This window comes from Nocardia sp. IFM 10818 (assembly GCF_054655275.1).
Genome location: NZ_BAAHJH010000001.1, coordinates 1,859,176 through 1,879,598, shown reverse-complemented (window position 1 = coordinate 1,879,598; position 20,423 = coordinate 1,859,176). Strand labels below are relative to the sequence as shown.

The 20,423-nt window shown below is 69.6% G+C and carries 18 protein-coding genes; 6 read left to right on the top strand and 12 right to left on the bottom strand.

Annotated features, from left to right (window positions below; translation table 11 throughout):
* Window positions 1-2 precede the first annotated feature (2 nt).
* The gene (locus ACYQ5L_RS08350; RefSeq protein ID WP_459956822.1) at window positions 3-953 is read right to left on the bottom strand and encodes a DMT family transporter; all 951 of its coding nucleotides are present in this window, start codon (window positions 951-953) and stop codon (window positions 3-5) included.
* 81 nt (window positions 954-1,034) lie between these two features.
* Between ACYQ5L_RS08350 and ACYQ5L_RS08345 the strand changes: the two genes are divergently transcribed.
* Complete coding sequence (locus ACYQ5L_RS08345; RefSeq protein ID WP_459956821.1) at window positions 1,035-1,931, top strand: LysR substrate-binding domain-containing protein; 897 nt, start codon at window positions 1,035-1,037, stop codon at window positions 1,929-1,931.
* 32 nt (window positions 1,932-1,963) lie between these two features.
* Here the strand turns inward: ACYQ5L_RS08345 and ACYQ5L_RS08340 are convergent, their stop codons facing one another.
* From ACYQ5L_RS08340 to ACYQ5L_RS08305, 8 genes are read right to left on the bottom strand one after another with little or no spacing between them, the layout of a single operon-like run.
* The gene (locus tag ACYQ5L_RS08340) at window positions 1,964-3,433 is read right to left on the bottom strand and encodes a carboxylesterase/lipase family protein (protein WP_459956820.1); all 1,470 of its coding nucleotides are present in this window, start codon (window positions 3,431-3,433) and stop codon (window positions 1,964-1,966) included.
* A gap of 43 nt (window positions 3,434-3,476) precedes the next feature.
* Window positions 3,477-4,673 (bottom strand): acyl-CoA dehydrogenase, encoded by a 1,197-nt coding sequence (locus tag ACYQ5L_RS08335; protein WP_459956819.1) that lies wholly within the window; start codon window positions 4,671-4,673, stop codon window positions 3,477-3,479.
* 16 nt (window positions 4,674-4,689) lie between these two features.
* Window positions 4,690-5,106: a RidA family protein gene (locus ACYQ5L_RS08330; RefSeq protein ID WP_459956818.1), complete on the bottom strand. Its 417-nt coding sequence runs from the start codon at window positions 5,104-5,106 to the stop codon at window positions 4,690-4,692.
* Window positions 5,103-6,740 carry an AMP-binding protein gene (locus ACYQ5L_RS08325; RefSeq protein WP_459956817.1) on the bottom strand — a complete coding sequence of 546 codons (1,638 nt, stop codon included), beginning with the start codon at window positions 6,738-6,740 and terminating at the stop codon, window positions 5,103-5,105. The genes ACYQ5L_RS08330 and ACYQ5L_RS08325 overlap by 4 nt, the downstream gene beginning before the upstream one ends.
* Before the next feature lie 36 nt (window positions 6,741-6,776).
* Complete coding sequence (locus tag ACYQ5L_RS08320) at window positions 6,777-7,952, bottom strand: acyl-CoA dehydrogenase family protein (protein ID WP_459956816.1); 1,176 nt, start codon at window positions 7,950-7,952, stop codon at window positions 6,777-6,779.
* Window position 7,953: 1 nt separating this feature from the next.
* Window positions 7,954-8,802 carry an enoyl-CoA hydratase family protein gene (locus tag ACYQ5L_RS08315; RefSeq protein WP_459956815.1) on the bottom strand — a complete coding sequence of 283 codons (849 nt, stop codon included), beginning with the start codon at window positions 8,800-8,802 and terminating at the stop codon, window positions 7,954-7,956.
* Window positions 8,799-9,356: a MarR family winged helix-turn-helix transcriptional regulator gene (locus tag ACYQ5L_RS08310; RefSeq protein ID WP_459956814.1), complete on the bottom strand. Its 558-nt coding sequence runs from the start codon at window positions 9,354-9,356 to the stop codon at window positions 8,799-8,801. The genes ACYQ5L_RS08315 and ACYQ5L_RS08310 overlap by 4 nt, the downstream gene beginning before the upstream one ends.
* Window position 9,357: 1 nt before the next feature.
* A complete protein-coding gene (locus tag ACYQ5L_RS08305) occupies window positions 9,358-10,149 on the bottom strand; it encodes an SDR family NAD(P)-dependent oxidoreductase (RefSeq protein ID WP_459956813.1) in 792 nt (263 codons plus the stop codon).
* Window positions 10,150-10,286: 137 nt separating this feature from the next.
* Between ACYQ5L_RS08305 and ACYQ5L_RS08300 the strand changes: the two genes are divergently transcribed.
* Window positions 10,287-11,588 (top strand): MFS transporter, encoded by a 1,302-nt coding sequence (locus ACYQ5L_RS08300; protein ID WP_459956812.1) that lies wholly within the window; start codon window positions 10,287-10,289, stop codon window positions 11,586-11,588.
* A 15-nt stretch (window positions 11,589-11,603) separates the two neighbouring features.
* Here ACYQ5L_RS08300 and ACYQ5L_RS08295 read toward each other — a convergent pair whose 3' ends face one another.
* Window positions 11,604-12,446: a PaaX family transcriptional regulator gene (locus ACYQ5L_RS08295; RefSeq protein ID WP_459956811.1), complete on the bottom strand. Its 843-nt coding sequence runs from the start codon at window positions 12,444-12,446 to the stop codon at window positions 11,604-11,606.
* 99 nt (window positions 12,447-12,545) lie between these two features.
* On the opposite strand from ACYQ5L_RS08295, the gene ACYQ5L_RS08290 reads away from it, so the two are divergent.
* Complete coding sequence (locus tag ACYQ5L_RS08290; protein WP_459956810.1) at window positions 12,546-14,882, top strand: bifunctional salicylyl-CoA 5-hydroxylase/oxidoreductase; 2,337 nt, start codon at window positions 12,546-12,548, stop codon at window positions 14,880-14,882.
* A 102-nt stretch (window positions 14,883-14,984) separates the two neighbouring features.
* Here ACYQ5L_RS08290 and ACYQ5L_RS08285 read toward each other — a convergent pair whose 3' ends face one another.
* Window positions 14,985-15,872 (bottom strand): LysR family transcriptional regulator, encoded by an 888-nt coding sequence (locus tag ACYQ5L_RS08285; RefSeq protein ID WP_459956809.1) that lies wholly within the window; start codon window positions 15,870-15,872, stop codon window positions 14,985-14,987.
* Between the two features lie 105 nt (window positions 15,873-15,977).
* Here ACYQ5L_RS08285 and ACYQ5L_RS08280 point away from each other — a divergent pair, with 105 nt between their 5' ends.
* Both ACYQ5L_RS08280 and ACYQ5L_RS08275 read left to right on the top strand, forming a co-directional pair.
* Complete coding sequence (locus ACYQ5L_RS08280; RefSeq protein ID WP_459956808.1) at window positions 15,978-16,463, top strand: cupin domain-containing protein; 486 nt, start codon at window positions 15,978-15,980, stop codon at window positions 16,461-16,463.
* Between the two features lie 345 nt (window positions 16,464-16,808).
* On the top strand, window positions 16,809-17,429 hold the full coding sequence (locus tag ACYQ5L_RS08275) for a phosphoribosylanthranilate isomerase (protein ID WP_459956807.1): 621 nt from the start codon (window positions 16,809-16,811) through the stop codon (window positions 17,427-17,429).
* On the opposite strand, the gene ACYQ5L_RS08270 is transcribed toward ACYQ5L_RS08275, so the two are convergent.
* Entirely contained in the window at window positions 17,380-18,018 is a 639-nt protein-coding gene (locus ACYQ5L_RS08270) for a class I SAM-dependent methyltransferase (RefSeq protein WP_459956806.1), read from the bottom strand. The genes ACYQ5L_RS08275 and ACYQ5L_RS08270 overlap by 50 nt on opposite strands.
* 222 nt (window positions 18,019-18,240) lie before the next feature.
* Here ACYQ5L_RS08270 and ACYQ5L_RS08265 point away from each other — a divergent pair, with 222 nt between their 5' ends.
* A complete protein-coding gene (locus tag ACYQ5L_RS08265; RefSeq protein ID WP_459963357.1) occupies window positions 18,241-20,406 on the top strand; it encodes a hypothetical protein in 2,166 nt (721 codons plus the stop codon).
* Window positions 20,407-20,423: the final 17 nt, after the last annotated feature.

The following is a 20,423-nucleotide window of genomic DNA, read 5'->3' as shown; positions in this document are numbered from 1 at the left end:
GGTCACCGGCCCGCCCTGCCGGCGGTGCGACGGGAGATGGCGACGCCGATCAGGCAGATCGTGCCGCCGAGCAGGGCCCAGGCCGTGGGGACTTCGCCCAGCAGCAGCCAGGAGAGCAGGATGGAGATGGCGGGGACGGCGTAGGTGCTGGCGGCCAGGCGGCCGGCGTCGGTGCGGTGCAGGGCGTAGGACCAGGCCGTGAAACCCAGTGCGGTGGGGAACAATCCGAGGTAGATGCCATCGGCGACGACTCGGGCGGGGGCGGTGGCGAGCTCGGTGAGCAACTGCGGCGCCCACGGGAGCAGGACGACGGCGCCGAGGAGGCAGCCGAGCCAGATGGCGGTGAGCGGATCCACGTAGCGCAGTGCGGGTTTCTGAACCAGCACGCCCGCGGCGTAGAGCACGGCGGCGAGGATGCACAGCAGGACGCCGAGACCGTCGCGGTGCCCGCCGCCGCTGGACAGCGCGATGATGCCGACGCCGGCCAGCGAGACGGCCGCGCCCAGGAGCAGCGTCCGGGTCAGGTGTTCGCGGAACAGGGCGGCGGCGCCGAAGGCCACCAGCAGCGGGGCCAGATTCACCAGCAGCGCCGCGGTTCCGGCGTCCACGTGCAGTTCGGCCGTATTGAGGGCGACGGTGTAGCCGGCGAGCCAGAGCACCGCATAGGTCGCCACCAGCAGGAGCGCCCGGGGCGAGCGGGGAATGCGGCGCAGGGCGCCGCGACGGGCCAGCATGGGGATGCTCAGCGCCAGCGCGGCGACCGCCAGGCGCAGCAGGGCCATCGGGGCGGGTGAGAGATGCGGGCCCGCATCGCGAATCGCGACGAAGGCCGAGGCCCACAGCACGACCGCCGTTAGCGCCGCGAGCGCGCTGGCGGCGCCGGGTCCGAAGTGGCGGGAGGCCGCCGGTACCGGCTGATCGGCGCGGTCGGGCACACGAGTTTCCTGGGTCACCCGGTCATCGTGACCCGGACAATTGAACAGGACAAGCGAACAATCAAGAACGTCCATTAAGCACAGCTGTACTATCGAGACATGCTCGACCTCACCCGGCTCCAACTGCTCCGGACCGTCATCGCCACCGGTTCCCTGCGGGCGAGCGCGTCGACCCTGGGCTACACCGCGTCGGCGGCCAGTCAGCAATTGGCGGCGCTGCAGCGCCAGACCGGTTTGCGGCTGGTCGAACGGGTGGGCCGCGGTATCGCGCCCACGGCGGCCGGACGGGTGCTGGCGGCCGAGGCGAACCGGGTGTTCGAGGAGCTGAGCCGGCTCGACGGCGTGGTCGGCGATCTGCGCGCCGGGCGGGTGGGCAGCCTGTCGATCGGGTACGTGGCCTCCGTCGGCGCGACCTGGCTGCCGCCCATCGTGGAGGTGCTGCGCACCGAATTCCCGGATCTGCGGCTGGAATTGCGCATGAGCGAGACCAATGACGGGCATTGCGATGTCGAGATCTTCATCGAGGACGCGAGCATGGCTCCGCCGCCGGGGGTACAGGTGCGGCCGCTGATCACCGATCCGTATGTGGTGGCCATGCGCTCCGATGATCCGCTCGCCGCGCGGCCGGCCGTGCGCCTGGCCGAGCTGGCGGACCGGTCCTGGATCGACAACGAACCCACCGAGGGGCCGTGCCGCCGAATCCTGCTGGACGCCTGCGTCCGAGCCGGCATCACACCTCGATTCCAGGTGCAGACCCCGGACTACCGGACCGCATTGCCCATGGTGACAACGGGTATCGGGATCACCGCGCTCCCCCGCCTCGCCGCCGTGGATCTACCCGCCGGGGTGACGACGCGCCCCCTGACCGAACCGACGCCGGTCCGCCAGGTGAGCATGGCCGTCCGCGCGTCGATCGCGGGCAATCCGGCGGTCCGCCGCACGGTCGGATTGTTCACCTCCCTCGCGCAGCGGTCCGAGCGACGAGCGGACAGCTGACTCCTGGTGCCGGACAACGGGAGCCGTATCCGTCAGGACCGATCCGCGCCGATGATCGGCACAGTGGGCGCGGGATCGATCCGCGTCTCGTCGCCGACGGTGAGGACGGCCGGGGCCCCCGAACGGTAGGCGGGCCACGACGGCAGTCCGGCATGGGTGGGATCGCCGTCGCGGATGAACCCGATCCAGGCTCGATGCAGTGTGTCGGTGATCCGCTCGGCCGACTCGGGTTCGAACCCCCGCGCGAACGGGGCCGCGGACCAACGGTCGAGATTGCCGAAGGTGAAGGGCAATTCGAGACAGTGGGCGGCGCCGACGGCCGGGCCCATGGGCGAGCTCACGTCGAACTGGTAGACGTACGCCGGTCGCGCGGCGTCGGCACGCTCCTGGGCCATTCGCAGTCCGGGGGCACGGAACATCACATCGCCGACAATGCGTACCACCGCCTCGCCGGGCGACAGTCCGCCGGCGAGCACCGCCGCGGCGTCGATATCGCTGTATCGTGTTGCCGCCCAGTCGATCACCTGGTCACGGGTGGCGGTGCCGTAGCGCGGATCGACGCCGAAGGCGAAGGCCGCCTCGTCGCGGGTCCAGCCGAGAATCATGTCGACATCGGCGCTTGCCAGCGTTTCCATCGGATGCCGGGGAATGGTCTCCGGATCGAGAACCGGCGTGTAGGCCAGCGACCACACGCCGAAGGCGGCGTATTCGGCCATGACCGCCTGCGTACCGAGAATCAGCCGCTCCCAGGGCTCCTCGCGCAGCGCGTCGATATGCTCGCCGTGCCCGAGGTGGCGCGCCAGGGCCCGGGTGCGTTCGACCGCGATATCGGCGCCGATCAGCTCCCACGCGAACGGCATGCTCTGCAGGATGACGCGCTGGAACAGTCCGCGCGTCGAGGGATGCTGGGCGAGTGCGGCAATGGCGAACGCGCCACCGGATTGGCCGGCGAGGGTGATGCGCTCCGGATCGCCCCCGAAGGCGGCGATATTCTCGGCGATCCACTGTACCGCGGCGATCTGGTCGGTGAGCCAGGCATTGGGGTCGCCGAGCCCGGACAGGAATCCCAGCGGACCCAGGCGGTAGTTGATGGAGACCGCGACGATATCGCCGTTGCGGGCGAAGGTATCGGTGGCGTAGCGGTCGAGATTGCCTGAGCCGGTGAGGAATCCGCCGCCGTGCAGCCACACCACCACCGGGCGGCGGGCATCGTCCGCGGCGGGCGTCCAGATGTTCAGCGTCAGGCAGTCCTCGTCGAAAGGAGGCTCACCGTGGAAGCCGATCAGCGGATGCGGCTGCGGCGGGCGCGGTTGCGGGGCGGACGGCCCGTAGGCCGTGGCGTCGCGCACCCCGGCCCATCCGGGATGCGGGCGGGCGGCCCGCCAGCGGTTCGGGCCGGTGGGCGGTGCGGCGTAGGGGACGCCGAGAAAGGCGGTGACGCCGTCCTCGTTCCGGCCCCGCAGCATTCCGGACTTCGTCTCGGCGATGGGTTGTGCGCTCATGGTGTTCTCGCATTTCGTTGTATCGTGGTCCAGCGCAGGGGATTCAGAAGGCGGCGATACCGGTGATGGCGCGTCCCAGGATCAGCGCGTGAATGTCGTGGGTGCCCTCGTAGGTGTTGACCACCTCCAGATTCACCAGATGCCGGGCGATGCCGTACTCGTCGCTGATCCCATTGCCGCCCAGCATGTCTCGCGCCACACGGGCGATGTCGAGGGCCTTGCCGCAGGAGTTGCGTTTCAGGATCGAGGTGAGCTCCACCGTCGCCTGGCGCTCGTCGCGCAGGCGGCCCAGCCGCAGGCAGCCCTGCAGCCCGAGGGTGATCTCGGTGAGCATATCGGCCAATTTGCGCTGCACCAGTTGATTGGCCGCGAGCGGGCGGCCGAACTGACTGCGCGCGAGCACGTAGTCACGGGCCCGGTGGTAGCAGTCCTCGGCCGCGCCCAGCGCACCCCAGGCAATGCCGTAGCGCGCGCTGTCGAGACAGGTGAAAGGCCCACGCAGCCCGCGGATCTCGGGGAAGGCGTTCGCCTCCGGGACGAAGACCTCGTCCATGACGATCTGGCCGGTCACCGAGGCGCGCAGGCCGACCTTGCCGGTGATCTCCGGTGTGGACAGCCCCGCTGTGCCCCGATCCAGGATGAACCCGCGGATGGCGCCCGCGTCGTCGCGGGCCCAGACCACGAACACATCGGCAATGGGCGCATTGGTGATCCAGGTCTTGGTGCCGGTCAGCGCGTACCCGCCGGGCACCGATCGCGCGCGGGTCGCCAGGGCGCCCGGATCGCTGCCGTGATCGGGCTCGGTCAGCCCGAAGCAGCCGATCGACTCACCGGATGCCAAGCGCGGCAGGTAGTTCCGCTTCTGATCCGCGGTGCCGAACTCATTGATCGGCACCATGACCAGCGAGGATTGCACGCTCATCATGGACCGGTACCCGGAGTCGACGCGCTCCACCTCGCGCGCGATCAGGCCGTAGGCGACACAGCCCAGGCCAGCGCCCCCGTATTCCTCGGCAATGGTCGGGCCGAGCAGCCCGACCGCGCCCATCTCCCGGAAGATGGCGGGATCGGTGTGCCCGGCGCGGAAGGCCTCGAGCACCCTGGGAGCCAGTCGCCGCGTGCAGAATTCGCGGGCGGCGTCGCGCACCGCCCGCTCGTCGGGGGTCAGCTGCTCGTCCAGCGCCAGCGGATCATCCCAGCGGAAGGCCGACCGGGCGGCGGCCGGGGCGCGGCCGCTCATGCGATGCTCCTGACATTCATGCGATGCTCCTGGCGTGCGGGCCGTCGGCGATGACGGCGGTGACCTCGATCTCGACCCGCGCCTGCGGTTCGACGAGGCGGTTCACCTCGATGGCGGTCATGGCGACATCGAAATCGCCGATGATCTCCCGGTAGGCCGCGCCGATGGCACGCTGGGCCCGGGAGTACTCCTCGACATCGGTGAGATACCAGGTCATGCGGACGATGTGCGCGGGTTCGGCGCCCGCCTCGGCGAGCACGGCCACCACATTGCGCAGGGCCTGCCGGACCTGATCGGCGAGTTCGGCGGACCGGAAGACGCCGTCGGCGTCCCAGCCGACCATGCCCGCCACGAACACCATTTCACCGCGCACGGCGACGCCATTGGCGTAACCGCGCGGGCGCGGCCAGGCCGGCGGCTGCAGCACCCTCACCGCGCGACCCCCGTCTCATCGCGCGCCGGGTCCCGGCGCAGCTGGAATCGCTGTAACTTCCCGGTCGGTGTGCGGGGCAGTGCTTCGACGAACACGATGGACCTCGGATACTTGTAGGGGGCGACGGTCTCTTTCACGAAATCCTGTAGTTCCCTGACTAATTCGGCTGCCGCCGGATAGTCCGGCCGCAGCACCACATAGGCCTCGACGATCTGGCCGCGCTCCTCGTCGGGTGCGCCGACGACCGCGCAGTCCGCCACCGCGGCATGGGCGGCGAGCGCGTCCTCGACCTCGGGCGCGGCGATGTTGTAGCCGGCGGAGACGATCATGTCGTCGGCGCGGGCATGGAAGTGGAAGTAGCCGTCCTCGTCCATGGAGTAGGCGTCGCCGGTGTAGTTCCAGCCGTCGCGCACGTACTCGGTCTGCCGCGGGTCGGCGAGGTAGCGGCATCCGGTCGGACCCTTCACCGCGAGCCGGCCGACGACGCCGGGGCCGACGGGCTGCCCGTTCTCGTCGACGACGCGCGCCTGATAGCCGGGCACGGCCGTGCCGGTCGCGCCGGGTCGGGCGTGCCGTTCGTCGGCGGAGATGAAGATGTGCAGCATCTCGGTGGCGCCGATGCCGTCGATGAGTTCGATGCCGGTGGCCTCCCGCCACTGGGCGCGGGTGCTCGCCGAGAGCGCCTCGCCCGCCGAGATGCACTTGCGCAGTGGTGTGGCGCGCAACGCCGCGCCTTCCCGGGCCAGCACGCGGTACGCGGTCGGGGCGGTGAACAGCACGGTCGCACCGTATTCGGCAATGGCCGCGGCCAGGGCGGGCGGACCGGCTTGTTCCAGCAGCACCGTGGACGCACCGATGGACATCGGGAACAATACGAGTCCCCCGAGCCCGAAAGTGAAGGCCAGCGGCGGACTTCCGATGAATACGTCATCGGGTTCCGGGCGCACGATATGCCGCGGGAAGCACCGGCAGATCGCCAGCACGTCACGGTGAAAGTGGGCGGTGGCCTTGGGAATTCCGGTGGTGCCGGAGGTGAAGGCGATCAGGCAGACATCGGTGGCGGCGGTGGCCACCGCCTCGAACCGGCCGTCGTGCGCGGCCATGGCCGCCTCGAGGCCGTCACCCGCGGCGGTATTGAAGTACCGCACCCGGCCGAGCGTCGATCCGGCGACCCGCGCCGGCTCCAGCCGATCGGCCACGGCGGCATCGCACAGCGCGTGGGTGATGCGCGCCTTGTCGATCATGACGACGAGTTCCTTGGCGCGCAGCAGCGGCATGGCGGTGACGGCGATGCCGCCCGCCTTCACCACCGCCAGCCAGCACGCCGCGAGCATGGGGGTGTTCGGGCCGTTGAGCAGCACCCGGTTGCCGGGCACCAGACCCATATCCCGCACGAGCACCGCGGCAATGCGGTTGACCCGCTCGTGCAGGTCGGCGTAGGTCCAGCGCACGCCGGGTCCGCGCAGGCACGGCCGGTCGCCGCGGCCCTCGGCGAGATGGCGGTCGAGTAGTTCGGCCGCACAGTTGATTCGATCCGGGAAGCGCAGCTCCGGCAGGTCCAGCAGGAATTCGGGCCATTGCTCGACCGGGGGCAGGTTGTCGGTGGCGAAGGTGTCGATATGAGCACTGGTCATGGGATACGACCTTGGGAGAGAGGGTGTTTCGAGAGCTCAGGGCACGCGGGTGAGCGTGGCGTCGCGCAGCAGTTCGCGGGCGATGATCAATTGCTGCACCTCGGTGGCGCCCTCGTAGATGCGCAGGGCGCGGATATCGCGGTAGAGGCGTTCGACGGGATGGTCGTGCACGACGCCGCGCCCGCCGTGCAGCTGGACGGCGGCATCGACGACCTGCTGCGCCCCTTCGGTGGCGGCCATTTTGGCCATGGCCGCCGCGCGGGTCACCGATCGCCCCCGGTCACGCTCCCAGGCCGCGCGGTAGGTGAGCAGGGCGGCGCTGTCGATGGTGGTGGCCATCTGCGCGAGTTTGGCCCGGGTGAGCTGGAAGTCGGACAGCTTGCCGCCGAACATGTTCCGGGTGGTGGCGTGGTCGATGGCCGCGGCCAGGGCGTGACGGGCGAAGCCCAGCGCGGCGGCCGCGACGGAGGTGCGGAAGACGTCGAGGGTGCGCATGGCGATCGAGAAGCCCTCGCCCGGTGCGCCGAGGCGCTGGGCGGCCGGAATCCGGCAGCCGTCGAAGCGCAGTCGTGCCAGCGGGTGCGGTGACATGGGCTCGATGCGTTCGGCAATGTGCAGGCCGGGGGTCCCGGCATCCACGATGAACGCCGAAATCCCGCGTGCGCCTTCGGCCTCCCCGGTCCTGGCGAACACCACGTAGAAATCGGCTATGCCGCCGTTGGAGATCCAGGTCTTCTCGCCGTCGAGCACATGGTCCGGTCCGTCGGCGCGGGCGGCGCACGACAGTGCGGCCACATCCGAGCCCGCATCGGTCTCCGACAGGGCGAAGGCGGCCAGCGCCTGTCCCCGCGCGACCCGCGGCAGATAGCGGCGCTTCTGGTCGTCATCGCCCGCGAGGCTGATGGCGCCCGAGCCGAGACCTTGCATGGCGAAGGCGAAGTCGGCGAGCGCGTCGTAGCGGGCGAGAGTCTCCCGGAACAGGCACAGCGCGCGAGTGTCCAGCTCCTCTCGCGCGCCGCCGAATGCCTTGCCCGCCACCGTGTATCGCAGCCATCCCGCGCCGCCGAGCAGGCGGACCAGTTCCCGGCAGCGGCCGTCGGCATCGAGGTCGGTGGGCGCGGTCAGGTGCAGCGCGGCCCATTCGTCGAGCGAAACGGCCAGCGCCCGATGGTCGTCGGTGAGAAAGGGCCAGTCCCAATGATCGCCGGACATATCAGTTCCCTTCGAAGACCGGACGCCGTTTGGCGGCGAACGCCTCGTAGGCGCGGGTGAAGTCCTCGGTGAGCATGCACAGCGCCTGTGCCTGCGCTTCCGCCTCGACGGCCTGCTCGATGGTCATCGACCATTCCTGGTGCAGCATGGTTTTGGTCATGCCGTGCGCGAAGGTCGGTCCGTCCGCCAGCCGGCGCGCCAGCGATCCCGCCGCGCCGAGCAGCAGTTCCGGCTCGGTGAGTTCATTGAAGAACCCCCACGCGTACGCCTCGTCGCCGGTCATGACCCGGCCGGTGTAGAGCAACTCGGCCGCGCGGCCCTGCCCGATGATGCGGGGGAGCATGGCGCAGGCGCCCATATCGCAGCCGGCCAGGCCGACGCGGGAGAACAGGAAGGCGGTCGCGCTGCGGGCGGTGCCGACGCGCAGATCGGCGGCCATGGCCAGGATCGCGCCCGCGCCGGCGCACACGCCGTCCACCGCGGCGATCACCGGTTGCGGGCAGGCCCGCACGGCCTTGACCAGATCGCCGGTCATGCGGGTGAACATCAGCAGGTCGGGCGCCCGCAAACCGAGGAGCGGGCCGATGATGTCGTGCACATCGCCGCCGGAGCAGAAGTTCTCGGCCGCGCCGTGCACGACGACCACCGACACATCGGTGGCATGGGCCAGGCTGCGGAACAGGTCGCGCAGTTCGGCGTAGGACTCGAAGGTGAGCGGGTTCTTGCGCTCGGGGCGGTTCAAGGTGATGGTCCCGACGCCGTCGTCCACCTCCCAGCGGAAGTGTTCGGCGAGATAGCCGGCGAGGGTGGTGCGATTGCCCGCGAGCAGCGCGGGATGGGGGTCGGTCATGAGAGTCCCGTGGAATTCGTTGGGGGAGCGGCGGAGTCGCCGCCCGGGGGGTGCGCCAGCTGGACGCGGAGTTTGCCGAGCAGTTCGTACAGGGTCTGCTGGTCGGCATCGCCGAATCCGGCGAAGATCTCGCCCAGCCAGCATTCGTGTTCGGCCGCCATCTCGGCGAAACGGGTGCGGCCGAGCCGGGTCAGGCGCACCAGGGTGGCGCGCTTGTCGATCGGGTCGGGGATGCGCTCGACCCAGCCCTCCCCCACCAGTTGATCGGTGAGGCCGGTGACATTGCCGCCGGTCACCATGAGATAGCGGGACAGCGCGCTCATGCGCAGGCCGTCCCGGTGGCGTTCCAACTGGGCCAGGAAGTCGAAGCGCGCCAAGGTGGTTCCGAACCGCTCGCGCAGCCGGGTGCGGATCTCCTGTTCGATCTCATTGGTGGTGGCCAGCAGTCGCAGCCAGGTGCGCACGTCCAGATGATCGCCGGAGGCCGCGCGGGCCTCGACGCCGATGCGGTGGTCGGCAATGGTGCGCGCACCGTCGGGCCGGGGGCCCGTCACGTCACATCACCTCGCCGCCGCTGACCGAAATCGATTGGCCGGTCACCGATCTGGCCGCGTCCGAGCAGAGCCAGGTCACCGCCTCGGCGACCTCCTCGGGCTGGATCAAGCGGCCTTGCGGATTGTGCTCGACGAAGGCCGCCCGCGCTCGCTCGGCGTCGCGGCCGGTGGCGGCCACGACATCGGCCACGCTCTCGCGCAGCAGGTCGGTATCGGTGAAACCCGGGCAGATGGCATTGACGGTGATCGGCGTGCCCGCGAACTCGTGCGCCAGCGCCCGCGTCAGCCCGATGACACCGTGCTTGGCCGCGGTGTAGGCGCAGACGTAGGAGTAGCCGCGCAGCCCGGCGGTACTGGCAACCGTGACGACGCGCCCGTGGCCGGTCGCGAGCATATCGGCCAATGCCGCTCTGGCGCACAGGAATGCGCCGGTGAGGTTGACCGCGAGCATGCGCTGCCACAGGTCGTCGCCGGTGCGGTGCAGCGGCGCGCTGCGCGCCTGCCCGGCATTGTTGATCAGGATATCGATGGGTCCGTGCCGTTCCCGGGCGGCGGTGAAGGCGGCGGCGACCGAATCCGGTTCGGTCACATCACCGGAGACCGCGTGCGCCCGTGCCGAATCAGGCAGTGAGTCAGCGGTTTTCGCGGCCGCGTCGAGATCGCGGGCCAGGATGGTGAGCCGCGCGCCGGAATCCGCGAGGCGCTGGGCGATGGCCGCGCCGATTCCGCGTGAGCCGCCGGTGACCAGTGCGTGCCGGCCCGCCAGGCCGGTGGTGGTCCCGTTGTAGGTCATATGGGCCTCCTGAAGCGTGGCGCCCACACTACGGCAGAAACTTTAGTTGTGAAGCAAATTCATACTGTTTTCCTGACGATGGCCAAAAATTAGTCATACGATGGCCCGGCATCACCCCTCGTTTCTAGGGACTCACCGTGGCTTCACCCCATCCCCTCGCCGCGACCACCACCGCCACCACGCGCTGGCGCGGCCACATCGTCCTCGTACTCTGTTTCGTCGCAATCGTTTTCGACGGCTACGACCTGGTGGTCTTCGGATCCACCCTGCCGTCGATCCTGGCCTACGAGCCGTGGCAGCTGACCAAGTCCACCGCCGGGGTCATCGGCTCGCTGGCACTGGTCGGCATGCTGATCGGCACCCTGGCCGTGAGCGTGCTGACCGACCGGCTGGGCCGCCGCCGCATCATGCTCATCAGCATCGCCTGGTTCTCCATCCTGATGCTGCTCACCGCCGCCGCGCCCTCCCCGGAGGCCTTCGCGCTGCTGCGCTTCCTCACCGGCATCGGGCTGGGCGGCGTCGTGCCCACCTGCGTGGCGCTGACCGTGGAGTTCGCACCCCGCCGGCATCGGCAGACCGCGAACGCGGTCATGTTCAGCGGCTACTCCGTCGGCGGCGTCGGCGCGGCCACGCTGGCGCTGATCGTTCTCCCGCGCTTCGACTTTCGCCTCATGTACGCACTCGGGGCGCTGTCGCTGATCACGCTGCTACCGCTCACCTGGAAGCTCATGCCGGAATCGGTGGCCTACCTGGCGCGGTCCGGTCGCGTCGACGAGGCCCGTGCGACGGCCGCGAAATACGGGCTGGTGTACTCCGACATCGTCGCCGCGGAGGACCACGGCCCGGATCGGGCGCGGTCGAGCCTGGCGACCCTGTTCAGCCGCCGCTGGATCGCCTCGTCGATCCTGTTCGCCCTCACCAACTTCTGCGGCCTGCTGCTGGTGTACGGCCTGAACACCTGGCTGCCGCAGATCATGCGGGAAGCCGGATTCGCGCTCGGCGCCGCGCTGACCTTCCTGCTGGTGCTCAATGCCGGGGCCATTGCGGGAGCCATCGGCGCCTCGTCCATCGCGGACCGGATCGGCGCCAAGCGGGTGGTGGTCACCTGTTTCCTGCTGGCCGCGCTGACGGTGGTGCTGATGAGCCTGGAATTCCCCTTCGCCCTCATGCTCGGGCTGGTCGCCCTCGCCGGGCTCGGGTCCATCGGCACGCAGATCCTCGTCGGCGGTTACTGCTCGACGCACTATCCGCAGTCGCTCACCGCGACGGCGCTGAGCTTCACCCTCGGGTTCGGCCGGATCGGAGCCATTACCGGACCGCTCATCGGCGGGTTCCTGGTCGGCCTGGGCTGGGGCTGGCAGATCAACTTCTACGCCTTCGCGGCCTTCGCCGTCCTGGGCGCGGCCACGGCCTTCGCCGTCCCGCGCGCACCCGTGTAGCGAATACGGGCGGCCTCAGTCGCCCGCGATCACCGCGGCGGCGAAATCGTGTGCCGGACCGGCGAGTTCGCGCCGCAGCTCATCGAACAACTCCCCCGCCTGGGCGCCGTGCCAGTCGCCGGGCAGCAGTTCGATGGGCAGGCCGGGATCCAGATACGGCAGTTTGCGCCAGACCGTGAGGGCATTCACGTACCCGGCGAACGCGTCGCGCGGCGACATCCGCGCGGCGCGTTTCCGGAGGGGGCCGAACTGTTCGAGGAACGCGCCGTACAGCGCTTCCAATCCCGCGAGATCCCACCACTGCCCGACCTTGTCGCGCACATCGCCGAAGGCCAGGTGCTCGCCCCGGAACAGCTCGACATAGCGGTCGAGCTCCAGCCGCTCCAGCGTGCGCCTTGTCTCCTCGTACAGATTGCCCGGCGCCACCCAGAATCCGGGCACGGCATTGCCGAATCCCATGCGGGTCAACTGCGTTCGCAGCTTGTGCCGCTGCTCCCGCTCGGATTCGGGCACCGTGAACACCGCCAGCAGCCAGCCGTCGGCGGCGGTCGCGCGCCGCCGCTCGAAGATGCGCGCGTCGCCCTCCCGCAGCATATCCAGCGCCGCCGCGGACAACTCGTAGCCGACGCCGCCGGATGTCTTCTTGCTCACCAGGATCCCCCGGCGCTTGAGCCTGCTCACCGCGGCGCGCACGGCCGGCTCCTCCACCTCGAGCTGGGCCATCAACCGGACCAGCGCCGAGACCGACAGCCAATTGCCCGTCTCCCGGGCGTACAGACCGAACAGCGTGACGATGAGCCGGCGGGGCTGACTGTTCGCCGCGTGGCGCTGGGCGGGATCGGACGTCGCGCGAGTCATACGAGCACGATAATTTATGACGGTTTCGTTGCGATCGTCCAAATGACGAGATATTTTCAAGGTTGTTCGCCGCATACGAACAAGGAACGGAATCACCTGATGAAGATCGTTTGCATTGGCGGCGGTCCCGCCGGACTGTATTTCGCACTGCTCATGAAGCAGCTCGATCCGACCCACGCCATCACCGTGGTCGAACGCAATCGCCCCTACGACACCTTCGGCTGGGGCGTGGTGTTCTCCGACGCCACCATGGACGGCATGCGCGAGTGGGATCCGGTCACTGCGGCCCGGATCCAGGACGCGTTCAACCATTGGGACGACATCGAATTGCGGTTCAAGGGCCGTACCCTGCGCTCCGGCGGGCACGGATTCGTCGGCATCGGCCGCAAGCGGCTGCTCAATATCCTGCAGGAGCGCTGCGAAGAGCTCGGCGTGCGACTGGAATTCGAGCGCGAGGTCGAGTCGGACGCGGAGTTCCCGGACGCCGACCTGATCATCGCCGGCGACGGGGTCTCCTCCAAGACCCGGACCAGGCATGCGGAGGTCTTCGAGCCCGACATCGTGGCGCGGCCCAACCGGTACATCTGGCTGGGCACCGAAAGACCTTATGACGCTTTCACTTTCGACTTCGTCAAGACCGAGCACGGCTGGTTCCAGGCGCATATCTACAAGTTCGACGCGCACACCTCGACCTTCATCGTCGAATGCCCCGAACACGTGTGGCGGGCGCACGGACTGGACACCGCCGATCAGGACGAGTCGATCGAGTTCTGCCAGCGCCTGTTCGCCGACAATCTCGCGGGCCACAAGCTCATGACCAATGCCAGGCACCTGCGCGGCAACGCCTGGTCGAACTTCCAGCGCATCACCTGCGCGAAGTGGTGGCGGCACAATGGAAACAGCCATGTGGTCCTCATGGGCGACGCGGCGCACACCGCGCACTTCGCCATCGGCTCGGGCACCAAGCTGGCCCTGGAGGACGCCATCGAGCTGGTGCGCCAGTTCCGGGAACACGGCGACTCCCCCGACCGGCTGCCCACGGTGCTGGAGAACTATCAGCGGGTCCGCGAGATCGATGTGCTGCGCCTGCAGAACGCGGCCTGGAATGCCATGGAGTGGTTCGAGGTCTGCGGCGAACGATATTGCGATCAGCTCGAACCCGAGCAGTTCATGTACTCCATGCTCACCCGCAGCCAGCGGATCAGCCACGAGAATCTGCGCTTGCGCGACAAGGAGTGGCTGGAGGGCTACGAGCGCTGGTTCGACCGGCGGGCGGGGGTGGCGCGCAGCGCGGACGAACCGGCCGTGCCGCCCATGTTCACCCCCTACACCGTGCGCTCGGTGACCCTGAAGAATCGCGTCGTGGTCTCCCCCATGGCCCAATACTCGGCGGTCGACGGCCTGCCCGGCGACTTCCACCTGGTGCATCTCGGTTCCAGGGCGCTGGGCGGCGCGGGCCTGGTGTTCACCGAGATGACCTGTGTGAGCCCGGAAGGGCGGATCACGCCGGGATGCCCCGGTCTCTACACCGATGAACAGGGCCTGGCCTGGCAGCGGATCGTCGACTGGGTGCACGCCAATTCCGATGCGAAAATCGCCGTGCAGCTGGGGCATTCCGGAGCGAAAGGCTCCACGCGCCGCGCCTGGGACGGCACCGACCAGCCGTTGATCGACGAGGCCGAACCGAACTGGCCGCTGGTGTCGGCCTCCCCGCAGCAGTATCTGCCCGGTGAGAGCCAATGGTCGAGCGCCCTGACCCGCGCCGAAATGGACGCCATCACAGCGCAATTCGTCACCGCGGCCGAGCGGGCCGCACGGTCGGGCTTCGACTGGCTCGAATTACACTGCGCGCACGGCTATCTGCTGTCGAGCTTCATCTCCCCGCTCACCAATCGACGCGACGACGACTATGGCGGCGCACTGGACAACCGGCTGCGCTACCCGCTGGAGGTGTTCCGGGCGGTGCGCGCGGTCTGGCCCGCCGACCGCCCGATGTCGGTGCGCATCTCCGCGCACGACTGGGTGCCCGGCGGCGTCACCCCGGCCGAATCCGTGGCCATCGCCCGCGCATTCGCCGATGCCGGAGCCGATCTCGTGGACTGCTCCTCCGGTCAGGTCAGCAAGTCCGAACAACCGCGGTTCGGCCGCATGTGGCAAACCCCCTTCGCCGACCGCATCCGCCAGGAAGCCGGGATCCCCACCATCGCCGTCGGCGCCATCTCCGAGGCCGACCACGTGAACAGCATTATCGCCGCCGGCCGCGCCGACCTGTGCGCCATCGCCCGCCCGCACCTGGCCAATCCGGCCTGGACGCTCACCGAGGCCGCCAAGATCGGCTACACCGATATTGCCTGGCCCAAGCAATACCGGTCCGGCAAAAGGCAATTCGAGACCACTATCCAGCGCGAACAGGCGGCCGCCGCGGCGAAGCGATAACCGAGCCCGTCGTCGCGACACCCCGGACTGCTCAGCTCAGGTCAAAGGTGTGGATCCCGGCCACAAGCGCGCCGGGATGACTGGGTGGCCCTGCTCCGGGGATCATGCGGCGGGGCCCGGGATGCGGTGCAGGGCTTCGAGTAGATGACGCAGGGCGGGGGTGGGCGGGCCCGGGGGGACGGCGAGCGCGGTGGGCACCGACACGTCCGGCAGCGGCGTGATCGTCACGCCGTGGACCGTGGGCAGGGTGGCGACTTCGTAGAAGACCGTCCATGACGGCGGGCCGGAGGCGATCTCGGTCAAGGTGTGCTGCAGCGTGGTGAACGGCGGTCCGGCGGGTGGGTCGATGCCGGCGGCGCGGCAGGCCTCGGTGATCAGATCGTGGAAGGGCGGGTTGGCCTCGCGGGCGGCCAGGCGCAAGGGGATTCGGCCCAGCTGGTCCAGACGCGGACCGGGGCGCGCGGCCAGTGGATGATCGGCGGGCAGCGCCACATGGAGCGGATCCGACCACACGTCGAGCACTTCCAGCCCGGGCGCGTGACGCAGCGCGCGGACGAAGGCGGCATCCAGCTCGCCCGAGCGCACGGCGGCGAGCCGTTCGGCGGGCGGCAGTCGCCGGGGTCGCACCCGCAGGCGCGGCGCGATCAAGGCCAGCTCGTTGAGCGCGCGGTACACCCGGTCTCCGGGCGCATGCACGGTGCCCACCCGCAGCACGCCCTCCACGCCGCCGGCGATATCGGCCGCGACCCCGCGCAACCGATCGGCATCGGCCAGGACCAGCCGGGCCTCGGCGAGCAGCCGCTCGCCGCCGCCGGTGAGCCGCACATGCCGCCGCGACCGGTCGAACAGGCGCACCCCGAGCTCGCGTTCCAGCCGCCCGATCTGCTGGCTCACCGCCGACTGGACGATATTCAGCCGCTGTGCCGCGCGACCGAATCCGCCCTCCTCGGCGACGGCCACGAAGTACTCCAGCTGCCGCAGCTCCACCATGGCTCCGATCCATCTCGTTCCGTGATCACTGTGTGCGACAACCGCATCTGGTTCGCGGCTTCTTCCCGCGATGCACTTGATCGACCACGAACGAAGGAGCGCACCATGTCGTCCACCAGCGCCGCGGCCCTGATCGTCCCGGCCGCGACCGCGGAAACCGTCGAGCTCCCGCACGGCGGCGCCTTCCACCTGCTCGCCGACGCCACCGATACCGGCGGCGCGCTGGGCGCCAACCGGCTCACCCTCGGCGCGGGCGCGGACGGGGCGGCCCCGCACTATCACGCGCGCTCCACCGAGCTGTTCTACGTACTCGGCGGCACCATGGAGTTCTATCTCGACGGCCGATCGGAGACGGTCGCCGCGGGCAGCCTGATCGTCGTCCCGCCGAACCTCCCGCACGCCTTCGGCGCCGCTCCCGGCTCCACCGCCGACCTGCTCATCGTCCTCGGCCCCGGCATCGACCGCTTCGACTACTTCCGCCACCTCGGCCGAATCCAGCAGGGCCGGGCCGACTTCGACAGCCTGCTGCCCGAACAGCAGCGCTACGACGTGCATTTCCTGCCGGGCATCGAATGGCGTGCGCGGGATTAGATGCGGTCGCGTTCACCGAAGGGCCGACGACTCGGTCGATTCGGCGGCGCCGGGCGCTACGGAACGACGACCTCGATCGAGGCCGGGATATCGGGCGTATCGGTGCGCATGGTGAGGCCGGTCGGCAGGTGGCGGTGCTCAGCGCCCCTCATCGGACGAGGTCGGCCGGACGTCGGTCGGCAGGCCCCGCCGTTTGCGGCGGATCACCCAGATCGCCACGGCCACCGGGATCGCGAGAATGACGAGCAGTTCCATAACCGGGGCATACCCGCAAACTCACGGTTCACCCGATCCGGGCGAACCAGGCCCTGGGGGCGGCGGATGCGCATCGCATAGGGTTCGAGTGTGTTCGTGAAGCTGTGCGGTCTGCGGACCGAGGAGGATGTGGCCACCGCGGTCGCGGCCGGCGCCGATGCCGTCGGGTTCGTTTTCACCACCAGCCCGCGGCAGATATCGGTCGAGGCCGTCCGGGACCTGCTCGCCGGGGTGCCGCCGCGGGTGCTGTCGGTCGGCGTGGTGCACGGTATCCCGGCGGCCGAGGCCGGGGAGCTGGCGCGCGCGGCCGGGGTGGACGCCCTGCAGTTGCACGGTTCCTATCCCCGTTCGGCCTTCGCGGAGCTGGCCGGGCTGCGGCTGCTGCGCGCCACCTCGCTCACCGCCGAGACCGCGGTGGACACCGGCGCGTACGGCGAGGAGTGGCTGCTGCTCGACTCTCCCGTGGCCGGATCCGGGGACCGCTGGGATCTCGGCGCGCTGACCGCCACCCCGCCGACCGGACAGTGGCTGCTCGCGGGCGGGCTGTCCCCGGCGAATGTCGCCGAGGCCATCGCCGCCGCGCGGCCGTGGGGCGTGGACGTGTCCAGCGGCGTGGAATCCAGCCGCGGCGTCAAGGATCACGACCTGATGCGCGAATTCGTCAGGGCCGCACGGGCGGCCGGGGCACCGCCATCCGGCCCTGCGCATTGAGCACGTAGAGCTTCTCGCGCCCGCCCGCGATGAGACCGGATTCGCCGACCCGCTCACGGTAGGAGGCGAACAAGGCGTCCAGGGTGTCCTCGGTGAAGCGGCGCGGTTGCGAACCCTCGCCCGCATCGGTGAGCCGGCTGCCCAGCTTCGCCACCACCCGGTTCCGGCTGCCGGCCAGGTTGCGGACCGGTTCGGTGAGGATGACCCGGGTGCGGGCGGCGGCCAGCATGCGGTCGAGCACCGGCTGCGGATCGGGCAGGAAGTGGTACAGGCTCGCCTGCATGACGACGTAATCGGCGGCGGGCAAAGGGGTTTCGGACCGCAGATTCCACACCTCGCCGCGCGCGCCGGCCGCGGTGAGGCGGGCGACGAAGCGTTCGTTGAGGTCGAATCCGGTGTAGGTCACCGCTTTTCGGCGCAGATGCCGGGTGTAGAGGGTGGCGGGGCCGCAGCAGAGGTCGAGCACTTCGGCGCCGTCGGGGATGAGGGCCGCGACGGCGCGGAACCTCTCGGCGTAATGGCGGCGGTACAAGCCGCGCATCAAAAGGTTGTAGATCGTTTCGTGCCGATAGATGAAGCTTGTGTTCACGAATGTCCCGTGATCGTGGTCGAGGATGGCCTCGGTACGAAAAACGCTGTACCGCCCGGAGTTTCCGCGGGGCCCGATCACAGCGCACTCTAGTCCGATGCCGAAGGGCGTGCCACCCGGTACGGTGGGGAACTCGTGAAGGACAGTGCGGTGCACGGTTGTGAGCAAGAGACGATTTCCCGGCGGGATGTGTATCGGTGGGGAGCGGTCACCGCGGTCGGCGTGATCCTCGGATATGCCGCGGTGCTGCTCGCCAATGCCCGGCACTTCTTCACCGACGACACCGAATCCCAATACACCGCCTTGTGGGTGGACCTGGGCCGGCAGCTGCGCGAGGGCACTTTTCCGGTGATGGTGCCCGAGCAGTGGATGGCGGGCAACAACACCATGGACGATGCGGGCCTGTTCAATCCGCCGCAGCTACTCATCGATCTGATCGCGCCGTCGGTGGACAATGTGGCGCTGTACGCCACGGTCGTGAAGCTGATCTTCTCGATCATCGCCGCGCTGGGCGTCTACCGGATCTGCCTGGCCTACCGCGGACGGCCCGCCTGGTCCGCGGCCGCGGGCATCGCGCTGCCGCTCTCGGGGTTCTTCCTGTTCTTCGACGAGGCCAGCTGGATGACCGCGCTCACCGGCACCGCGTGGATGGTGCACGCGTGGGCCTCATCGGTGCGATACACCCGCGGGACCGGCGGGCCGATTCCGGTCTTCGTCTTTCTGTACCTGACGATTACGACGCAGTACATCTTTCCGGCGGTCGAAGCGATGCTCATGCTGCTGGCGGTGGCGGCCGGCGAACTGATCCATCAGCGCAAGTGGCAGCCGGTGGCCCGGCTGACGGCCGCGGCGGCCTGCGCCGGGCTCGCCGGACTGCTGACCTTCCTGCCGTCCATGCTCTCGGCCAAGGTGACCTGGCGCGGCGTCTCGAGCATCATCAACGACCAATTCCTCACGGTGCCATGGTCGGAATCGCTCAATGCCAGCCTGCCGAGCGCCCGTCCCGCGTTCACCTCGTGGTGGGGCTATGTGCAACCCATGCCGGTCACCTATATCGCCTGGTTCCTGATTCCGGCGCTGGCGTTCATCGACTGGCGGCGGGCGCGCGAGGCGTGGCGGGAGCTGAGCGCGGTCGGCATCTTCTCCGTCATCATGCTCATGTGGACCGCCGGACCGGGTTCGATCGGGCCGCTGCGCTGGCCGGTTCGCGTGCTGCCCATGCTGGCCATCGGCCTGCTGGTGCTGGTGTGCGTGCTGCTCGGCCGCTTCGGCACGCTGTCGAATCCGAGGGCGCGGGGAATCGCGGCGGGTGTGCTGATCCTGGCCCTGTGGGCGCGGTCGTTCTCCGCCGATCCGCATGCGGTGATCGGCCACGTGATCGCCGCGCTCGTGCTCGGCGGGCTGGTGGCCGCGGCCATGTGGCTGGGCCGGACCAGGGGTGCGGCAGCCGCGGCCGGGCTGGCCGTCGCCGCCCTGTTCCCGATCGCGTATTACCAGGTCGAGGCGGCGCAACCCACGCCGATGACCTGGAATCTGCCCGCGAAGCGCTCCGACGCCAAGGCCGCCTTCCCCGATTTCACCGGCACCACGATCCAACTCGGTGATCGCGCGCTGCTGCAGCCCGGGGACAAGAGCGTCGAGGGCGCCTACGGCTCCCTCGTCTTCGGCAATTACGCCCGGGCGGTCGAGCTCCGCTATGTCAACGGCTACACCCCGAGCGGGCACTACTACTTCGGCGAAATGCTGTGCATGCGCTGGGACGGCAGCGTCTGTCCCGACGCCTACCGCCGCATGTTCGCCCCCGAACCCGCGACCGGCCGCCCCCTCGTCGACCTGATGAAACTCGATCGCGTCGTGCTGCAACGGGCGCTGTTCCCGGATGCCCCGAACCAGCCGGCCCCCACCGGCTGGAAATGGGTCGACTACCCGGGCCACGAGCGCTACATCGCGGTGCTGGAACGCGAGGCCGGGCCGATCTCCGGCGCCAACGGCCGCATCTCCGACACCAAGAACGTCACCGCGAGCTCGATCTCCGAAACCGACACCACCAGCCGGGTCCGGGTGACCTCGGCCGAAGGCGGCCGCATCGTCTTCGCACGGCTGGGCTGGCCCGGTTATCGAGTCACCCTGAACGGCAATCCTGTTCCGATCACCACGGTCGCCAAATCGTTCGTCGCGGTCCAGGTGCCCGCGGGCACGCACGATGCCGAACTCGTGCTGACCTGGCGGCCGCCGGGGTGGAAGATCGGCATCGCCACCGCGGCGCTCGGCCTGCTCGGCCTCGGCCTCCTGCAGTGGCTCCACCTCCGCGCCCGGCGGCAGCCGGATCCGGCCGAGACGCCCGCGACCGAGGGCCCCGCTCCCGAGCTGACGGATGTCGCGACCTGACGGCATCCGTACGCAGG